At 47.7% G+C, this 19,287-nt stretch carries 18 protein-coding genes; 2 read left to right on the top strand and 16 right to left on the bottom strand.

Going from position 1 to position 19,287, the window contains the following annotated elements; genetic code table 11:
- Position 1: 1 nt before the first annotated feature.
- Positions 2 to 625, bottom strand: a complete 624-nt coding sequence (locus C805_RS10255; protein WP_016213753.1) for a TetR/AcrR family transcriptional regulator — start codon at positions 623 to 625, stop codon at positions 2 to 4.
- 153 nt (positions 626 to 778) lie between these two features.
- Here C805_RS10255 and C805_RS0104545 point away from each other — a divergent pair, with 153 nt between their 5' ends.
- Positions 779 to 2,080, top strand: coding sequence for a transposase (locus tag C805_RS0104545; RefSeq protein ID WP_022750937.1), 1,302 nt, complete (start codon positions 779 to 781; stop codon positions 2,078 to 2,080).
- Between the two features lie 201 nt (positions 2,081 to 2,281).
- Here C805_RS0104545 and C805_RS10250 read toward each other — a convergent pair whose 3' ends face one another.
- From C805_RS10250 to C805_RS10225, 6 genes are read right to left on the bottom strand one after another with little or no spacing between them, the layout of a single operon-like run.
- Positions 2,282 to 3,502: an LL-diaminopimelate aminotransferase gene (locus C805_RS10250; protein WP_016213751.1), complete on the bottom strand. Its 1,221-nt coding sequence runs from the start codon at positions 3,500 to 3,502 to the stop codon at positions 2,282 to 2,284.
- A 31-nt stretch (positions 3,503 to 3,533) separates the two neighbouring features.
- Positions 3,534 to 4,379, bottom strand: coding sequence for a diaminopimelate epimerase (dapF, locus tag C805_RS10245; protein ID WP_016213750.1), 846 nt, complete (start codon positions 4,377 to 4,379; stop codon positions 3,534 to 3,536).
- Positions 4,380 to 4,436: 57 nt separating this feature from the next.
- Positions 4,437 to 4,979 (bottom strand): ANTAR domain-containing response regulator, encoded by a 543-nt coding sequence (locus C805_RS10240; protein ID WP_016213749.1) that lies wholly within the window; start codon positions 4,977 to 4,979, stop codon positions 4,437 to 4,439.
- An 18-nt stretch (positions 4,980 to 4,997) separates the two neighbouring features.
- On the bottom strand, positions 4,998 to 6,329 hold the full coding sequence (gene glnA / locus C805_RS10235) for a type I glutamate--ammonia ligase (protein WP_016213748.1): 1,332 nt from the start codon (positions 6,327 to 6,329) through the stop codon (positions 4,998 to 5,000).
- A 60-nt stretch (positions 6,330 to 6,389) separates the two neighbouring features.
- Positions 6,390 to 7,184 carry a phosphoribosylformimino-5-aminoimidazole carboxamide ribotide isomerase gene (gene hisA / locus C805_RS10230; protein ID WP_016213747.1) on the bottom strand — a complete coding sequence of 265 codons (795 nt, stop codon included), beginning with the start codon at positions 7,182 to 7,184 and terminating at the stop codon, positions 6,390 to 6,392.
- Positions 7,142 to 8,071 carry a damage-control phosphatase ARMT1 family protein gene (locus C805_RS10225; RefSeq protein ID WP_016213746.1) on the bottom strand — a complete coding sequence of 310 codons (930 nt, stop codon included), beginning with the start codon at positions 8,069 to 8,071 and terminating at the stop codon, positions 7,142 to 7,144. The genes hisA and C805_RS10225 overlap by 43 nt, the downstream gene beginning before the upstream one ends.
- A gap of 268 nt (positions 8,072 to 8,339) precedes the next feature.
- Here C805_RS10225 and guaB point away from each other — a divergent pair, with 268 nt between their 5' ends.
- Positions 8,340 to 9,794, top strand: coding sequence for an IMP dehydrogenase (guaB, locus tag C805_RS10220; RefSeq protein ID WP_016213745.1), 1,455 nt, complete (start codon positions 8,340 to 8,342; stop codon positions 9,792 to 9,794).
- Positions 9,795 to 10,064: 270 nt separating this feature from the next.
- On the opposite strand, the gene C805_RS10215 is transcribed toward guaB, so the two are convergent.
- The 9 genes from C805_RS10215 to C805_RS10175 all read right to left on the bottom strand — a co-directional run bounded on the left by C805_RS10215 (position 10,065) and on the right by C805_RS10175 (position 19,192).
- Positions 10,065 to 10,481, bottom strand: coding sequence for a hypothetical protein (locus C805_RS10215; RefSeq protein WP_016213744.1), 417 nt, complete (start codon positions 10,479 to 10,481; stop codon positions 10,065 to 10,067).
- A 76-nt stretch (positions 10,482 to 10,557) separates the two neighbouring features.
- Entirely contained in the window at positions 10,558 to 10,914 is a 357-nt protein-coding gene (spoVAE, locus tag C805_RS10210) for a stage V sporulation protein AE (protein WP_016213743.1), read from the bottom strand.
- A 49-nt stretch (positions 10,915 to 10,963) separates the two neighbouring features.
- Complete coding sequence (gene spoVAD / locus C805_RS10205) at positions 10,964 to 11,977, bottom strand: stage V sporulation protein AD (protein ID WP_016213742.1); 1,014 nt, start codon at positions 11,975 to 11,977, stop codon at positions 10,964 to 10,966.
- A 121-nt stretch (positions 11,978 to 12,098) separates the two neighbouring features.
- Entirely contained in the window at positions 12,099 to 13,589 is a 1,491-nt protein-coding gene (locus C805_RS10200; protein ID WP_016213741.1) for a polysaccharide deacetylase family protein, read from the bottom strand.
- A 184-nt stretch (positions 13,590 to 13,773) separates the two neighbouring features.
- Entirely contained in the window at positions 13,774 to 15,138 is a 1,365-nt protein-coding gene (locus tag C805_RS10195; protein WP_016213740.1) for an MATE family efflux transporter, read from the bottom strand.
- Positions 15,139 to 15,271: 133 nt separating this feature from the next.
- Positions 15,272 to 16,177, bottom strand: a complete 906-nt coding sequence (locus C805_RS10190; protein ID WP_016213739.1) for a dihydroorotate dehydrogenase — start codon at positions 16,175 to 16,177, stop codon at positions 15,272 to 15,274.
- The gene (locus C805_RS10185; protein WP_016213738.1) at positions 16,177 to 16,944 is read right to left on the bottom strand and encodes a dihydroorotate dehydrogenase electron transfer subunit; all 768 of its coding nucleotides are present in this window, start codon (positions 16,942 to 16,944) and stop codon (positions 16,177 to 16,179) included. Before C805_RS10185 ends, C805_RS10190 begins: the two co-directional genes overlap by 1 nt.
- Positions 16,945 to 16,974: 30 nt before the next feature.
- On the bottom strand, positions 16,975 to 17,904 hold the full coding sequence (gene pyrF, locus C805_RS10180; RefSeq protein ID WP_016213737.1) for an orotidine-5'-phosphate decarboxylase: 930 nt from the start codon (positions 17,902 to 17,904) through the stop codon (positions 16,975 to 16,977).
- A gap of 13 nt (positions 17,905 to 17,917) precedes the next feature.
- Positions 17,918 to 19,192, bottom strand: coding sequence for a dihydroorotase (locus C805_RS10175; RefSeq protein ID WP_016213736.1), 1,275 nt, complete (start codon positions 19,190 to 19,192; stop codon positions 17,918 to 17,920).
- Positions 19,193 to 19,287: the final 95 nt, after the last annotated feature.

Below are 19,287 nucleotides of genomic sequence, written 5' to 3'. Positions count from 1 at the left end.
GTTAGATTCCTTTTTCTTCCACAGATGATTTCGGCTGCAGATAACTGCTCAGCCCTGTGGCCAGCAGACGGAAAACGGTATCCTGCGTTTCCTGATTGTCAGGAACCACCCCTTCCACCACATATTTGGCATACATCACAGTGGAACTGAGCACATGAAGCCACAGCAAATCCTGATTCATCTGTTTCAAACCGGGAAACATTTCCCGAAAGGCACGGACCATTCCATTAAAGGAATCAAAATAATCTACTTCCCGGACTTTGTCATATCTGGGAAAGAATGCACTGTCCCGAAACCGATGATAGAAAATCGTCTCATCCGGGTGGGCCACCCAAAAACGAAAATATGGCAGCCACAGGTCTTTCACTGCTCTCATGGGATCTGTCAGCATGGTTCGGGGATCGAATTTCAAATGATCAAAAATCGCCGCAGCCTGTCTGTCCACATAGGTAAAGCACTCTACCAGCAGCTGATCCTTACTTTCAAAATAGCGGTACAGTGCTCCGGGAGAAATCCCGGCCAGCTCACTGACATTCTGGATACGCGCCCCTTCCAGACCATACTGCCGCACAGCCTTCATTGCCGCAAAAATAATCCGTGTTTTCGTATCATCCGGAGTGATCACGCTCCCTCCCTTCTGTACTTATTTAGCCATGAGCAAAACTCCACACATTCAGTATTTATGCGGATTTGCGAGGCATGGCAACCTCTTTTATCACTCCCAGAACCTTTGGTTCTGTATTTATAGTAACAACCAGCTCCAGATGGTATAATTAAGTTGCCAAAACAAATTCACCGAAAGGAGCTGATTGCTATCTACCGTCAACAAATCATTCAAGACATCCGTCTTTTTACCTCTCAACCTGTTGCTAAATTTTATGATTCCCTTTTCCTGAATCTTGATCTGTCTTTCGTTCAGGAATACCCAAAAACGGGACGTAAAGGTTTTTCCAACCACGCCATGATTTGTGCCTTCATTGTCATGAAATGTGAAGGCTTCCCCATGATTACTGACCTTGTCGATTATCTCAACAACAATCTTCTCATTGCCCATTACTGCGGCTTTGATATTTCCCTGCCGCTTCCTTCATACTGGACTTTTGACCGCTTCCTGAAAGATTTTGACCATTCCATTCTTTCCTACATTATGCAGTCACAGGTTCTTTCCCTTGCTGCAGATGGCATCATAGATACCTCCTTCATAGGACTGGATTCCACCCCTGTTTCTGCCAATACATCACAGAACAATCCCAAGTCTTTCCTCTCTAACAAATTCCAGCCTGACAACCAGCCAAAAGCAGATAAGCACTGTAAACTCGGTGTACACACAGCTTCCAACCAGACTAACGAAAAGAAATATGAATTCTACTGGGGTTACAAAAACCATGTCCTCGTAGACTGCATCTCCGGTCTCCCTATTTATGAAATGACCACAACTGCTGAAGTGGCAGATTCCACAGTCGCTCTTGATATCCTTGCTGGCACTCATGCTTTCCTTCCTGTTACAGAGTGTACCTTTCTTGCTGACAAAGGCTATGATGTAAAAAAGATTTACAACCAGGTCAAAGAGCTCTATGACGGGGAATGCATCATACCATTAAACAAACGTAATACGAAAAATCCCAAACTTCTTCCTCAGGGAAATCCCATCTGTGAAGCAGGACTTGCCATGTGGAAGGATGGTAAATTTTCTGATAGAAATCGCACCCGCCAAAAGTTCTGCTGTCCATTAAAGTCATCCAAAGATGCTGACTGCCCATGCCATCACAAAAACTTTTATAATGGCAAAAAGCATCGTGGCTGTACCAGATACATTACAATTGCGGACGACCTGCGGCTTTCCATCGACAGGAACAGCAGGTATTTTAAAAGCAGCTATTTTCTCCGCACGGAATGTGAACGTTACAATTCCCGCTTCAAAAACACGGGGCAGGAACGGATGTGGGTAAGAAACAAATCCTCCGTTGCAAACCTAAACACACTTGCCCATATCAGTCTTTTGGCTGTTGCCATTGCTGCAGTTACTGGCAATTCCGGTCAATCCTACCGCAAGCTAAAATCTTTAAAACGGACTGCCTGACTTTTGTAACTGAATACTCCCTGATTTTCGTAGGTTTTGGACTTACGTTAGCTTTGTTATGCCTAAAAAGCGTCTTCCCTCAACATTAAAAGTCTAACAGTCAAATCTCATCTTAAAATCAATGCGTTTTGCTCTTCTCTATACTTATTTATCTTTTGTCTGAAATTATACACTGTTCCGCCGAAACTGACAACACTTTTTTCAAAATGCCTGTCTGCGAATCCGCTCCAGGGCTGCCAGAGTATTCTCATGGCTTCCAAATGCAGTCAGACGGAAATATCCTTCCCCGCTGGGCCCGAATCCGGAACCGGGCGTTCCCACCACACCGGCCTGCTCTAACAGAACATCAAAAAATTCCCAGGACGTCATGTTTCCAGGTGTTTTCATCCAGATATAAGGGGCGTTGACACCGCCGAATACGGTATAACCGGCATCCTGCAGACCATTTTTGATGGCCGCGGCATTTTTCATATAATAAGCCACCTGTTCCTTTAACTGAGCCTTTCCCTGCGGGCTGTAAACTGCCTCTCCTGCCCGCTGGACAATGTAGGGCGCCCCGTTGAATTTGGTTCCATGACGTCTTGCCCACATCTGATTCAGAGAAACCTCTCCGCATTTTAACGCTTTCGGCACCACCGTATAGCCCAGGCGCACTCCGGTAAATCCTGCATTTTTGGAAAAACTCTTTAACTCTATGGCACACTTTTCGGCGCCCTCACATTCATAAATGGAATGAGCCACATTTTCCTCAGAAATATATGCTTCATAGGCTGCGTCATAAATAATGACTGCCCCCACCTTTGCGGCATAATCCACCCATTCCTGAAGCTGTGCTCTGGTAATGGTGGTTCCGGTGGGATTGTTGGGCAGGCACAGATAAATCATATCCGGCCTTTCCTTCGGGAACTCCGGCACAAATCCATTTTCCATGGTACAGGGCATATAAATCACATTGCTCCAGGTCTCTTTTTCTCTGTCGTATATTCCGGTTCTGCCTGCCATTACATTGGAATCCACATATACCGGGTACACCGGGTCACAGACTGCAATTCTGTTTTCCCCGCCGAAAATTTCCTGAATATTGGCTGAATCACTCTTAGCCCCGTCAGAAACAAAAATTTCATCGGCGGAAATACTGCATCCTCTGGATCTGTAATCATGCTCTGCAATGGCATTTCTCAGGAAATCATAGCCTGCATCCGGCGCATAGCCCCGGAAAGCAGCCGCATCTCCCATTTCGTCTACTGCCTTATGCATGGCCTGAATAATTGCAGGGGCCAGAGGCTGGGTGACATCTCCGATTCCAAGACGGATAATCTCTTTGTCCGGACTGGCCTCTGTAAATGCCGCTACTTTTCTGGCAATGGTGCTGAACAGGTAACTGCCCGGCAGTTTCTGGTAATTTTCGTTGATTTTATACATAGGATGCGCCTCTTTTCATAATTGTTATGTATTATTCCGTGGGAAGCTGAATCTCTCCGTCAAATACCACAGTGGCCGGCCCTGTCATATACACCGGCGCTTCATCTCCTGCCCATTCAATCTGCAGGTCTCCCCCCAGAAGCTGTACGGTTACTTTTTCTTCTGCTTTCCCGTTCAATATTGCCGCCACTGCTGTGGCACAGGCACCGGTACCGCAGGCCAGGGTTTCCCCGCTGCCTCGCTCCCAGACCCGCATACGCAGTGTATGTTTATCTATAATATTGACAAATTCCGTATTAATCCTTTTTGGAAATCTGGGGTGGTGTTCAAAAAAAGGACCGATTTTTTCCAGATCCAGGTTCCGGACATCTTCTTCCATAAAAATCACACAATGGGGATTTCCCATGGAAATACATGTCATCTGATATGTGGTTCCATCTGCCTCCAGCGGAACATTTACAGCCTGTGCTCCGTCCGTCAGCACCGGGATTTTCTCTGCAGTAAATTCCGGAGCGCCCATATTGACCCTTACCTGAAAAACTTTGCCCTGTTCCACCGTCAGATCCAGATATTTGATTCCCCCCAGCGTCTCCACGCTGATACTGGTTTTTTCCGTCAGACCGTAATCATACACATATTTGGCCACACAGCGGATACCGTTTCCGCACATCTCTCCACGGGAACCGTCCCCATTGTACATGGCCATCTCAAAGTCCGCCTTCTGAGAGGGTCTGATCAGAATCAGACCATCGCTTCCAATTCCAAAATGTCTGTCGCTGACAAATCGGGCTGCCTCTTCCGGATGTTCCACCTGTTCTTCCAGACAGTTTACATAAACATAGTCATTTCCAATTCCATGCATTTTCGTAAATTTCATTCCCTTTACATTCCTTTCCTTTTGCCGGTACAAACAGGCGCCTGTCAGGCTGTTTTGTCACCGGAACATGCTCAGAATCATCTGCGCCGTTTCCCCCAGCCCTGTGCCGCTGTCCATACTGCTTTTCTGAATGTAACGGTGGGCCTCGCCCTCCGTCATCTGCTTTTGTGCCATCAGAAGTTCCTTTGCCTGCCGAATGGCCTGGTTCTCTTCCTGGCTCCGCTGCCCTGGCCGGGATTTCCTCCTCTGCCTGGTAACTGCCATGGACTGAACTGTCATTTCCAGGGTGTTTACCAGTTCATATACTTTTAAAGGCATAGGCAGATACACCGTATGCTCCATGGGTTCTTCCCAGGAGCCGGGGCCTGCCAGCACCAGCATTTCAAAACAGGCGGGCAGATATTCCCGAAGCTGGCTGCACATCATATCCTGCAGGCGGGCGGCACACACCACAACTCCTCTGTCTGACCTGTCCGCATGCTGCAGTACCTGAGCCCCCGCTGTACATACAGCATTTATGTGAAACCCGTGCTGCACCAGAATATTCTTAATACGTTTTCCATTTTCCAATGCCGGAAATGCTACGATTACAGAAACCATGACGCTCGCTCCAGGTCTCTATATTCTGTACAGATAACTGCTGATTTCCCAGTCTGTGACCTGCTCCCGGTAGGCCTCCCACTCCGCCTCTTTTGCCTCCGCATATTTTTCCGAAATATGAGGGCCCAGCACGCTGCAGATAAAAGCATCCTGTTTCATGGCTTTTACGGCGTCATGAAGGTTTACGGGAAGGGATTCTATCCGGAGTTTTTCTTTCTCCGCCTCCTGCATATGAAATATATTGGTCTTTACCGGAGCAGGCGGCTGCAGTCTGTTTTTTATTCCGTCCAGTCCCGCCGCCAGGCAGACTGCCAGAGCAAGATAGGGATTTGCCGCCGGATCCGGACACCGCAGTTCGATTCTGGTAGCCTCGCCTCTGGCCGCCGGAATCCGAATCAGGGGACTTCTGTTGGTGGCGGACCAGGCAATATGGACGGGGGCCTCGTAACCTTTCACCAGACGTTTGTAAGAGTTTACCAGTGGATTGGTGATGGCCGTCATCCCCTGCATATGCTTCATAAGACCACCGATAAAATAGTACGCTTCCCTGCTCAGTCCCAGTTCATCGGAAGGATCCTGAAAAATATTTTTCCCGTTTTCAGACACAGACATATTGATATGCATACCGGAACCGTTGATTCCGTATCTGGGCTTGGGCATAAAACTGGCAAACAGCCCGAACCGTTTTGCAATGGTTTTTACCGCCAGCTTAAAGGTCATAATATTATCTGCTGTCTTCAGCCCTTCATCGTAGCGGAAATCAATCTCATGCTGGGCAGGAGCCACCTCATGGTGAGAAGCCTCAATTTCAAACCCGATTTCCTCCAGTGCCAGTACCATGTCCCTTCTTGCATTTTCTCCCAGATCCACAGGCCCCAGATCAAAATAGCCTGCCCGCTCATGGGTCAGGGTTGTGGGACAGCCGTTTTCATCCGTATGGAACAGGAAAAATTCACATTCCGGCCCCACATTAAACTGATAACCCATTGTCTCAGCTTCCGCCAGAGTTTTCTTTAAAATATATCTGGGGTCTCCCTCAAAAGGCCTTCCGTCCGGACGGTAAATATCACAGATAATCCTTGCCACTCTTCCCTGCCGGGGCCTCCAGGGGAAAATCGCAAAGGTATCCAGATCCGGATACAGGTACATATCAGATTCCTCAATGCGCACAAATCCCTCAATGGAAGAACCGTCAAACATACATTGATGATCCAGCGCCTTTTCCAGCTGGCTCCTGGTAATTGCCACATTCTTCAGTGTGCCAAACATATCCGTAAACTGCAGACGGATAAATTCCACATCCTCCTCTTCCACCATCCGGATAATATCCTGCCTTGTGTATCTGCCCATGACGTCACCACTCCTTTTCATCCATCTTCCGTTCCCGGAAAAAGAACTGTTTTCCTGTTGTTACGCCATATTATACGCAGTCTTTTCACAGAAAGTCAACACCTGATTCAGCGGCATATTTCCGCCAAACAGTTCCAGCGCACTTCCGATGGTCACATGCAGACGGTTATTTCCCAGAAGTTTTAACTGCTCCAGATCTGAAAAACCTGCCACGCCTCCGGCATAGGTGATGGGAATTTTTCCCCAGCTTCCCAGAAGTTTTACCAGCTCTGTCTCAATTCCTCCGGCTTTTCCTTCCACATCCACTCCATGAACCAGAAATTCATCCGCATACCCGGACAGCTTTTCCAACAGAGCTTCTGTCAGCTTCTCCTCTGTGAATTTCTGCCATCGGTCTGTTACAATATAATAATCCGCTCCCCGCCTCCGGCAGCTCAAATCCAGCACCAGATGTTCCCTGCCGGTGACTTTCCGCAGTTTTTCCAGATTTCCGTAATGAATAATTCCTCCCTGAAATACATGGGATGTGACAATCACATGGCTGGCCCCGGCCCGCAGAAATTCCAGCGCATTGTCCGCACAGATTCCCCCTCCCACCTGCATACCGCCGGGCCAGGCGGCCAGGGCTTTCATTGCCTGCTCCTTTGTCTCTTTATAATAATGACTGTCCGCACCGTTCAAAAGGATGATATGTCCCCCTCTGATGCCATAACTCTGGTACAGCTTCGCAAAAAAAGTGCTGTCCTGTTCCGCTACAAAATTTTCTTTTGCCTGATTTCCTTCATCTCTCAGGCTTCCTCCTACGATCTGCTTTACTTTTCCATTGTGGATGTCGATGCATGGCCGAAATTCCATTCTGTCCGCCTTTCCTGAATCTGTACTCTTTTTTCATTGACCAGCATCCCCTGAAACTGTTCCACCTGAAACCGCTGGGAAAACAGTTCGCATTTACATAAAAACAGATAGTAAATGTTTTTCCCGCACCCATGCAGGGATTCAAAATTCCCCTGTCCCTTGGCCAGAATCAGATCCGCTTTGTCAAGAACCTCCCTGGTTTCCCCCGGAAGTTCTGAGAGCACCACTCCCGTTATGGAACTGTTATTTGTGATCACCGGAACTTCCTTTGTGATTCCCGCCATCTGCGCATCTTCCACAGTAGCGTCATTCACCGCCTCCCGGCCCCGTACCATGGCGGTGATATGTAAGGACGGATATAATTTTTTCAGTTCCCGGATCACCAGCTTGTCCAGTACAATCTCTCCGCAGTTATCCATAATATAGACCAGCCGGGATGCGTGCTGAAGATCCTGACACAGATATCCGTATTCCGCTTCATCTATCCGGTCTTTTTCATTGCCAAACAGTTTCAGAAACTCTTCTTCTGAGACACATTCCAACGCTGAAAAATCAATATAATTTCCAATTCTTGCAAACCGCATGGCTTCTTTCAGGGGATCTTCATTTTTCTGTATCATCTTATCCAGTTCTTCCTCCAAATCCAGAAGAAACTGGTTAAAATCTCTTTTTTTCTGAGACATTTCCTCATCTTTTCCGAAATATCTTTCCCGGATTTCCGTCATCAGCGCCAGAACCCAGGGCGCGCTGTACTCTGGCCCGCAGTTTCCTGTCAGCGTCATAATTTCTTTTATGAAAGCAGCCTTCTTTTCCTCATCGTCATATTTACGAATCTGGCGTTCCTGCTGGTTAATCATACAGCACATACATCTGGCATATAATTGCATGGCAGTCCCTCCTTTTGTTTGCAGGTTTATCCTATCATACTATCCGGTATTTGTCCATGACCGCCAAAAATCCCGCTGCCTCTGACTCCCGGTTGCAGGGGTGGGATTTCCTCTGTAAAACCAGAAAAAAATGTACCGGAAAACGGAAAAAAACATGCTGCTGCAAACAGCCGGAAAAAACAGAATTCAGGCGTTGACAGTTTCACGCTTTTTTGTTAAAATCGTGGGAATAACAAAGAATTGAATTTCACAGAAAGCGAGGAAAACAATGGGTACAATTATCGGCGAAGGAATCACATTTGATGACGTATTATTAGTTCCTGCATATTCAGAAGTTACACCGAATATGGTGGATCTTTCTACCAGTTTAACCAAAACAATCAAGCTGAACATCCCCATGATGAGCGCAAGCATGGACACAGTTACAGAACACAGAATGGCAATTGCCATGGCCCGTCAGGGCGGCATCGGCATCATTCATAAAAATATGTCTGTGGCTGCCCAGGCAGAAGAAGTCGACAAAGTAAAACGTTCTGAAAACGGGGTTATCACCGATCCCTTTTCCCTTTCTCCCGAACATACTCTGCAGGATGCGGACAACCTGATGGCAAAGTTCCGTATTTCCGGCGTCCCGGTCACTGAAAATGGAAAATTAGTGGGCATTATCACCAACCGCGATTTGAAATTTGAAGAGGATTTTTCCAAAAAAATCAAAGAATCCATGACCGCAGAAGGACTGGTAACTGCCAGGGAAGGTATTACCCTGGAAGAAGCCAAAACCATTCTGGCGAAAGCAAGAAAGGAAAAACTTCCCATTGTAGATGAAAATTTCAACCTCAAAGGTCTGATTACCATTAAGGATATTGAAAAACAGATTAAATACCCCCTGTCTGCCAAAGACCGGCAGGGCAGACTTCTCTGCGGCGCCGGCGTGGGTATCACTTCCAATATGATGGAACGTGTGGAGGCCCTTGTCAATGCCAAAGTGGACGTTATCGTGGTGGACTCTGCCCACGGACATTCCAAAAATATTCTGGATGCAATAAAACAGATTAAATCTTCCTGGCCAGAGCTTCAGGTGGTGGCTGGAAACGTTGCAACCGGCGCAGCCACAAAAGCCCTGATTGAAGCCGGTGCAGACGCCGTAAAGGTAGGAATCGGACCTGGTTCTATCTGTACTACCCGCGTGGTGGCCGGTATCGGTGTTCCTCAGATTTCCGCCATCATGAACTGCTACAACGTGGCAAAAGAATATGGCATCCCCATTATCGCAGACGGCGGTATCAAATATTCCGGCGATATGACAAAGGCCATTGCCGCCGGCGCCAACGTATGTATGATGGGAAGTATTTTTGCCGGCTGTGATGAGAGCCCCGGAACTTTTGAACTGTATCAGGGCCGAAAATACAAGGTATACCGAGGCATGGGTTCCCTGGCTGCCATGGAAAACGGTTCCAAAGACCGCTACTTCCAGCAGGACGCCAAGAAACTGGTACCGGAAGGAGTGGAAGGACGTGTTGCCTACAAGGGAACCGTAGAGGATACCGTATTCCAGTTAATCGGAGGACTTCGCTCCGGTATGGGCTACTGCGGCGCTCCCACCATTGAAACTCTGAAGGAAACAGGACAGTTTGTGAAAATTTCCGCTGCTTCCTTAAAGGAAAGCCATCCCCACGATATTCATATCACCAAGGAAGCGCCTAACTACAGTATTGATGAATAACAGATCCTTTTACCGGGCACCGGCTTTTTTGCGCCGAGTGCCCTCCCTTCGCCGGGGCAGACCCTGCGCATTCTCCGCGCGCGAGCGGATTGCGCAGCAATAAACATCAACCCCGCGAGCTGCGCATCATTGTTTTTTTCTTCTATAGGAAATCCAGAGGAATTTCCTATAGAAGAAAAAAGTGTCCAGGCCCCTCACTCATGAGGGGCCTGGACACTTTGCTGCGATTGGGATCACCCAGTGACATGTTCCATTCACCCCGCCCATCAGCTACGGATTTTTCTTATCTTTGCTGTCTGTTTTGTTGGTGTTTTTATCTGTTCCATTATTGTTGTTGGTATTATTGTTATCATCGGTTCCGTTGGTTAAATCTTCCACACCGTTCTCCACATCATCTCCAAGGTCTTCCACACCGTCTACGATATCGTCCACAACACCGTCGGCATCGTCTGTCACCTTATCATTGCCGGTGGTTCCGTTGTTGTTGGTAGTCCCGTTGGTTCCGTTGTTATTGTTGGTTGTTCCGTTGGTTCCGTTGTTATTGTCGGTGGTTCCGTTGGTTCCATTGTCATTTACTCCGTCTTCCGTGGTATTATCCTTTCTGTTATCGTTGTTGCCACAGGCGGTTACACTGCTCAAAACCAGAATCAGCAGGCAGCCCAGTAAAATTTTCTTAAACTGCTTCATAATAAATTCTCCTTTTCCATAAAATTTTCTTCGCTGTATTAATGTGGGCAGATTTCCGGAAATTATACCTGTTTGCTTATTTTTTCATTTTCGGCTGGAAAATCAGGCTGGCCAGATAGCCAAACACAAGGGCGGCTGAAATTCCCACTGCGCTGGCAGTAAAGCCTCCCATGAAAATCCCGATAAATCCGTCCGTCTGTACCGATTCCTGAATACCTTTCCAGAGGGTATTGCCAAATCCCAGAAGAGGAACACTGGCTCCGGCCCCGGCAAATTCCCGAAAAGGTTCATAAATCTGCAAAGCTCCCAGCACTGCACCGCTGCACACCAGCAGCACCATAATCCGTCCAGGCAGCATTTTTGTTTTTTCCATTAAAATCTGGGTCAGGGCACAAATCAGGCCTCCCACCCAAAAAGCATTTAGATAATCCATCTGATTTCCTCCGTTTCCTCCTTGTCCGTTGCCTGTCTGTCAGGCTTTTCTATCCTGCATATTCAATTACCACTCCATGGGCAATTCCCGGCACACTCTGGCCCTCATTAAAGCTGACGGTGGACAGCAGCGCTCCGGTGGGAACAAACAGCACCCGCCTGTATGTGCCTTTTTCCAGTTTCGGCAGAATATAAGCGCTGAGGGTCACTGCTGAACAGCCGCACCCGCTGCCTCCCGCATTGGTATTCTGGGTTTCACTGTCAAAAATTTCGATGCCGCAGTCCATGTGTACGGTGGAAATGTCATAGCCTTTCTTTTTCAGCAGGTCGATAAGAATTTCCTGTCCCACCGTTCCCAGATCTCCGGTTATGATTTTGTCATAATCCTCCGGCTGCCGCTTAAAATCCACCAGATTCTGATAAATGGTATCGCAGGCGGCAGGAGCCATGGCAGCTCCCATATTCATGGAATCTTTTACGCCGTAGTCCACCACCTTTCCTGTGGTAATTCCGGTAATTCTGAGATGGCTTCGTTTTGTGCCAAGTACAAAGGCTCCGCTGCCTGTAACCGTCCAGGTAGCTGATAGGGGCCTTTGACTGGCATACTCCAGGGGAAAGCGAAACTGCTTCTCCGCACTGGCAAAGTGGCTGGAAGTAACTGCCAGCACGTTGTCTCCATAGCCTGCCGCCACTGCCATGGCTGCCAGAGACAGGGATTCTCCTGCAGTAGAACAGGCGCCGTACAGGCCGAACAGGGGAATGTTCAGTTCCATCAGGCCAAAGGTGGTGGCAATATTCTGGCCCAGTAAATCTCCTCCGAAAATATAACGGATATTCTCTTTTTTCAAATCGGCTTTTCCAAGAGCAAGGGTAGCCGCTTCTTTCTGAAGGGTGCTTTCCGCTTCCTCCCAGGTTTCTTCTCCGAATTTGTCATCGGCTCCCACCACGTCAAATAATTTTCCCAGGGGACCTTCTCCTTCTTTTGTACCCACAATGCTGGCGCTGCTCTGAATATAGGGCGCCTGTTCGAACCGGATACTCTGTGCCCCGACTGTCTGTGACATAATATTTCCTCCTGCTTGTTCTTTTATTGTCTATTATGTCCTTTTCTTTTTATTTTTACTCAAAAATAACCATTCAGAACTTTTCATCATTCTGAATGGTTATTGGAAATCTGTTTTCAGTTTATTTGTTCAGCGGAGGCACCGGCGGTCTTTTGGGGTCGATAATTTCAGCGGCGTTGAACAGATCCGACAGTGTATTTTCCTGACCTACGCTGTTATAGTAAATACGGAATCCATCCAGATTTCTCCTGCTCTGGCGTACATAATTATCACGAATCTGCACACCATACTGCATGGAGTCCACGTTGCAGAAATAATTGAATCCCTGTTCCTTCAGGTATTCAAATTTTTCATTTCCCGGCTGATAGCCCTCCGGCCAGCCCGCCAGGTCCTGTCCATGGGCAAAAATAATCGTATCGGTGGCTCCCACAATGGGTTCCACATTTTCTTTCCATTTGGTGGTATCGGCCTGAATCCGTTCCATGGAAGCCTCTCCCACTTTCAGATGGCCCCAGGTATGGCTTGCAAATCTCCAGCCTTCTGCCATCATGGCTTCCGCCACTGTTTTTGCCTGGGCGCGCTCTGTTTCCAGATTAAAGTCCGGATGCTCCTCCAGCCATTTTTTCTTGTCCGCGTTGATATCGTCGGGTACGGTCTGGTAGCTGATATCGGTGCGATATCCCAAAATTCCGTTGTACCCGGTCAGAGCAATAGTTCCCCTTGCCCCCTTATAAGCCGCATCGGGATGTTCCTCAATGAACTTATCCAACAGGGGCACCGCATCAAAATCTCCTACTACCGTGGTTCCGTCATCCTGGACGTACTCACATTTTGGCCTGCCATTTTCATCCAGCACCATTTTGGATGCATAGCCGTATCCGTCATAGCTGTGATAGTATGAAAGATCATCCAAAGACAGCACAAAGGCCTTTTTCCCCGGCGGCAGCATAATGGTTCCCTCTTTGAAATGGGACACACCGTTCTCGTCCACAGTCTCTTCTGCAATATCATGCAAATCCACCAGTACATAACCTTCGTCATACATGGTCTGTGTAATTTTGTTAAATTCGTCTATGGTAGTCATCCACTGATTATTTCCCACTGCCTGGGGATCATTCTCCTGATTTGCAAAGGCTTTTTCCGGATCCACCACCAGGGTATGATAAAACACATGGGTAATTTCACTTACATTTACCGGAACACATTCCCCTTTGCGGGTCTCATAATCCTCAATGGCCGCTGTCATCTCACTTACAGATTCATAGCCTTCGTAACTCTTTATTTTCTCTATGGCTCCATCGTAATCATATCCCATAGCCAGAAGATCCGCTTCTTTAAGAATCAGGGCACTGTCATCCTGTGGTTCCGGTTCCGGTTCCCCGGTCTCCTCAGGCTGTTCCGGTTTATTTTTCACCTCATCTGCTGCCGGATCCGCAATGGTCTCCACCGTACCTTTATCCTTCTTACTGTTGGCTGCCATCACTGCTGCTGCCACTCCTACTCCGGTAATCACCAGCAAAAGGGCCAGCGTCATTCCCATGCGCTTCTGCAGATAGCGTTGCTGCTTTCTTCTGTTCTCTCTTTTCTTCATCTCATTCTGTTGCTTTTCCATACATTTCTCCCTGTCCAGACTCTCTTTTGTCTATCATATATTTTTCTCTTCTATCATATGACAGATTTCCGGAAAAAATCAACCTGTCTTCTGTGAAAACTTTATTAATATTTTTTAAGAATTTAAGATTAGGGTGTCAAAAGGGTGCATAGCACCAAAGGTGCTTTTGACACTCTGATCGAATTTAAGTAACAGGCTCATGCCCCATCATACGATACAGCTTTTTCATTACATACAGATAAGCCGGTATCAGAAACAAATCTGCGCAAATCCATGCCACCGGACTGGCAAAACAGGCGGCAATATAACCAAATACCGGTACAAATCCCATTCCCACCAGACTCCGGGCCGCCATTTCACATACCCCCGCCAGAATTGCAAACCGGCTGAATCCCAGCCCCTGAATGGTAAACCGCACAATATTCACCAGCGCCAGCGGAAAGAAAAATGCTGCTGATATCACCAGGTATCTGTTCACATCCTGCAGGATTGCATGTTCGGAAGGACTGACAAACAGCAGGGCTATGGTTTTTCCGGATAATGCCAGCACCACAAAGGCAAGGACAGAATACACCAGTCCCAGCATGCAGGTGGATTTCATTCCTGCCGACACACGCTCCAGCTTCCCTGCTCCCACATTCTGTCCTGCATAAGTAGCCATGGTAGAGCCCATGGCATCAAAGGGACAGCAGAAAAACATGCCGATTTTTGCGGCAGCTGCAATGGCCGCCACCGCCATGGAGCCCAGCGTATTCACCGCTGTCTGGAGTATTACGCTTCCGATGGCGGTAATAGAATACTGCAGGCCCATGGGAATTCCCATATTGCAGAGATTCTTCATGTAAATCCCGTCTGCCTGCCATTCCTCTCCGCTCATTTTCAGAATATCAAATCTTTTTATCATATAGATAAGACAGGCAGCTCCGGAAATGGCCTGAGAAATTACTGTTGCCCAGGCAGCTCCGGATACTCCCATATGAAACACCAGGATCAGTACCATATCAAGGACGATATTCAGCACCGATGAAAAAATCAGAAAAATCAGGGGACTTTTACTGTCTCCCAGGGAACGGATGATTCCCGACAGCAGATTATACAGATAAACCACCGGAATACCCAGAAATATCACAAAAATGTAACGAAAGGCACCGTCCATAATATCTGCAGGAGTGTTCATCAGCAGCAGAATCCGGCGGCAGAACACGCAGACTGCCACAGTCATCACTCCGGAAAAAGCTATGGAAAGCCACACACTGTTGGCCACATACTTTCGCAGTGCATGGTAATCTCCCGCTCCAAACTGCTGGGCCACGGGAATGGCAAATCCATTGCACACGCCCATACAGAACCCGATAATCATAAAATTTATAGAACCCGTAGCGCCCACCGCCGCCAGAGCTCCCACTCCCAGAAATTTTCCTACAATTATCGTATCCATCATACTGTAAAACTGCTGAAACAGCATTCCGAAAAACAGTGGAATGCAAAACTGGAGAATCAGTTTCATGGGAGAACCGCTTGTCATATCTTTTGTTACGCTTTTTGCCATAATAGTTCAGAATCCTCTCTGTCATTCCGATTTTGTTTTTTGCATATCCACGCTATTGTATCACTTTCCCCCATACTATGCAACACTCAAAAAAAGAATCCTGCAAAGCAGAATTCTTTTTCTGTTGTCAGACTTATCCCCTCACTGCGCCTGTCAGTTCCTGAATGTCTTTCACTCCGTACTGCTCCATGTAATCCTGAATGCCTTCCACAATTTCCATGGTCACTGTGGGATTATGGAAACTCGCGGTTCCCACCGACACCGCGGTGGCTCCTGCCAGAATCAGCTCCAGTGCATCCTCAGAAGAAGCAATTCCGCCCATTCCGATAATGGGAATCTGCACCGCCTTTGCTGTCTCATATACCATCCGCACTGCTACGGGATGGATAGCCGGCCCGGAAAGCCCTCCGGTTTTATTGGCCAGTGCAAAGGTCCTGCGGTGTACATCTATTTTCATCCCTGTAATGGTATTAATCAGAGAAATCACATCTGCGCCTCCTGCTTCTGCGGCTCTGGCCATCTCCGTAATATCTGTCACATTGGGACTCAGTTTCATAATCACCGGCTGTTTTGCATATTTTTTCACTTCTTTTGTAATTTCTTCCACAGCCTTCGGGTCCTGCCCGAAAGCAATGCCCCCTTCTTTTACATTGGGGCAGGAAATATTGATTTCCAGCATGTCCACCGGCTGGCTGGCAAGACGCTTTACCACCTCACAGTAATCTTCCGTAGTTCTGCCGCATACATTTACAATAATCTTTGTGTCATATTTGGTCAGAAAAGGAATATCCCGCTCCACAAACAGGTCTATGCCAGGATTCTGGAGCCCCACCGCATTGAGCATTCCTCCATAAGTCTCAGCCACCCTCGGAGTCGGATTTCCTTCCCAGGGTACGCTGGCCACGCCTTTGGTCACCACTGCTCCCAGTTTATTCAAATCCACAAATTCCGCATACTCCGCCCCGGAACCGAAAGTGCCCGATGCAGTCATTACGGGATTTTTCAATGTCACACCAGCCAGTTTTACTTTCGTGTTCATCAAAATTCCACCTCCTCTGCACGAAATACCGGGCCTTCTTTACATACCCGTTTATTATTTACATTGGTGTGGCTGTCACGTTCTTTTGATTTGCACACACAGGCAAGACATGCCCCGATTCCACATGCCATCCGTTCCTCCAGGGATACCCAGCACTCTGTCTTTCTTTCTCTGGCAAATGCCTTTACAGCCCGAAGCATGGGTGTGGGCCCGCAGGCGTAAATAATTTCTCCGTCCAGCCCGTTTTCCCGTATAGCGTCCAGTACGTTTCCTTCCGTGCCGTAGCTTCCGTCTTCTGTGGCAATATAAACGTTCCCCTGACGCTTAAATTCCTTCTGCAGGAACAGGGAATCCCGATATCCCAGCACCATCTGCTTTTCACATTTCAGTTCTCCGGCAAGCTGCAGAAGAGGTGGAATGCCTATTCCGCCGCCAATTAATAATGCCTTTTTTTCTTTTAACGGAAATCCGTTGCCCAGAGGGCCTACGATTTCCAGGCTGCCTCCGGTTCTCATTCCGGACAGCTCTTCTGTCCCTTTCCCGGCCACCCGGTATACAATCCGGACCGCCCGGTCTTCTCTGTCCACCTCACAGATACTGATGGGCCGGGGAAGCAGCCTGCTTCCTTCATGACAGTAAATGGATAAAAACTGTCCCGGTCCCGCCTGTCCTGCAATTTTATCTGTTTTCAGCCACATGCTGAAAATCCCATAGGAAATTTCTTCCTGTCGGATAATTACCGCCTGTTCTTTATATCGTTCTGTCATACCTTTCTCCTGTATCCCATATTTACTTTCTCAGGAACGATTCTGCAATGCGCTGCTGATATCCTGAATCATATCTTCCACTGCCGCTCTGGAGGCTTCCCCGAAATGCTCCGCCCCAAATTTCTTATAGGATTCCTGCTTCCAGGCTGCAATAATACCTCTGGATGAGTTTACAATTGCTCCCAGCCCGTCTTCATCAAAGAAATGAACCAGATCCGCTCCTTTGCCTCCCTGTGCTCCGTATCCTGGTACAAGAATATACGTTTTGGGCATGATTTTCCGCAACGCTTTCCCCATTTCCGGATAAGTGGCTCCCACCACTGCTCCAATATAGCTGTAGGAATCGCCCATACAGTCAGCCCCCCAACGGGCTACCTGTTCACCTACATGCTCATACAGAGGCTTTCCATCAATAAGCCTGTCCTGAAATTCCCCGCTGGAAGGATTGGAGGTTTTCACCAGAATAAACAGCCCTTTTTTCTCCTGACGGCACACATCCGCAAAGGGTTTCACCCCGTCTGTTCCCAGATAGGGATTTACGGTAATAAAATCTTCATCAAAGGGACGGTATGTTTTGCTTCCCACGGTAACCGTCCCAATATGCCCTGCTGCATAAGCCGCAGAAGTGGAACCGATATCCCCACGTTTTACATCGCCGATTACCACCAGGTCCTTTTCATGGCAGTAATTCAGGGTTTTCCAAAAAGCCTGAAGTCCCGGTATTCCAAACTGCTCATACATGGCAATCTGAGGCTTTACCGCCGGAATCAGATCCCAGGTATGATCCACAATTTCTCTGTTAAACTGCCAGATGGCCTCCGCTGCGCCTTCCAGTGTTTCCCCGTATTCCTGAAATGCTTTCTGTATGATGTGTTCCGGAATATAATCCAGCATGGGGTCAAGGCCCACCACCACGGGAGCATGGGTTTTCTGAATCTTTGCTATTAACTTATTGATCATAACAGTCCTCTCTTTACTTTTCGTATACAACTCTGCCGCCTACTATCGTTGCCATTACCATTCCTTTTACCTTTTTTCCGGCAAAAGGCGTATTTTTTCCTCTGGAATAAAAATCATCGGGATTGATGGTGTATTCTCTGCCGGGATGGAATACCACAAGATCCGCTTCCTTCCCTTCTTCCACCACGCCCTTCTCCAGACCCAGAATCTTTGCCGGGTTATAACTCATTTTTTCCGCCATCTGCATAACCGTGAGATACCCTTTATCCACCAGTTCTGTCATGGTCAGCGCTGCGGCTGTTTCCAGTCCCACAATTCCAAAGGGAGCCCTGCGGATACCCATGCCCTTTTCAATGGCTGTATGGGGGGCATGGTCTGTGGCAATAACATCCATAATATCCTTCTTCAGCCCTTCCCGCAAAGCCTCCACATCTTCTTTCGTGCGCAGGGGCGGATTCATCTTGTAATTGGCGTCATTTTCTCTGATATCACTGCTGGTCAGAATAAAGTGATGGGGACAGACTTCCGCTGTCACACGGATTCCTTCCTTTCTGGCCATCTCTACCATTTTTACGCTGTCTTTTGTGGAACAGTGGCACAGATGAAGGGCCGCGCCGGTTTCCCTGGCCAGCATAATATCTCTTGCTGCAATCACGTCTTCCACTGAGTTGCTGATGCCTTTTAATCTCATTTTTTCCGTGGTTTCATCTGCATTTACCACTCCGCCGTTTACCAGGTTGATATCTTCGCAGTGAGCCAGCACCGGAATATCATATTTCATGGCAAGTGTCATGGCTTCCCGGTAAAGCTGGGCATTCATAACAGATTTTCCATCTTCGCTGATGGCGGGAATTCCCGCTTCCACCATTCCTTCTATATCTGACAGGGCCTCTCCCCGCTGTCCCTTTGTGACAGCTCCGGCCTGCAGCACATGGGCAAGTCCCATGTTTTTTCCTTTGTTATGGACATAATTTACCACATCCGCATTATCTACCACAGGCTTGGTATTAGGCATTGCCACTACCGTGGTGAATCCTCCGTGTACCGCTGCCTTTAATCCTGTTTCCACAGTTTCTTTCTCTTCCATTCCAGGATCTCGCAGGTGTACATGCATGTCAATAAATCCCGGCATAACGTAACAGTCTGACGCATCCACCACCCGGTCCGCCTTCACGGACTGTCCGGAGACAATCTTCTTAATAATCCCATCCTCTACAAGTACGTCTGCTTTCTGTTCTGTTTTGTCTCCTGGATTGATTACGGTTCCATTTTTAATTAAAAGCAACATATCTGCATCGAATCCTTTCTGAAAATAATAATCTCTCTGTTTATTTTAGCACAGAAAAAAAGGAGGGGCAACCTCCTTTTCTGCTGAAATACCAC

It is taken from the genome of Eubacterium sp. 14-2 (assembly GCF_000403845.2).
Taxonomy (GTDB): domain Bacteria; phylum Bacillota; class Clostridia; order Lachnospirales; family Lachnospiraceae; genus Petralouisia.
Note: the sequence above shows the minus strand (reverse complement) of the source record. Positions and strands in the feature narration are given on the sequence as shown.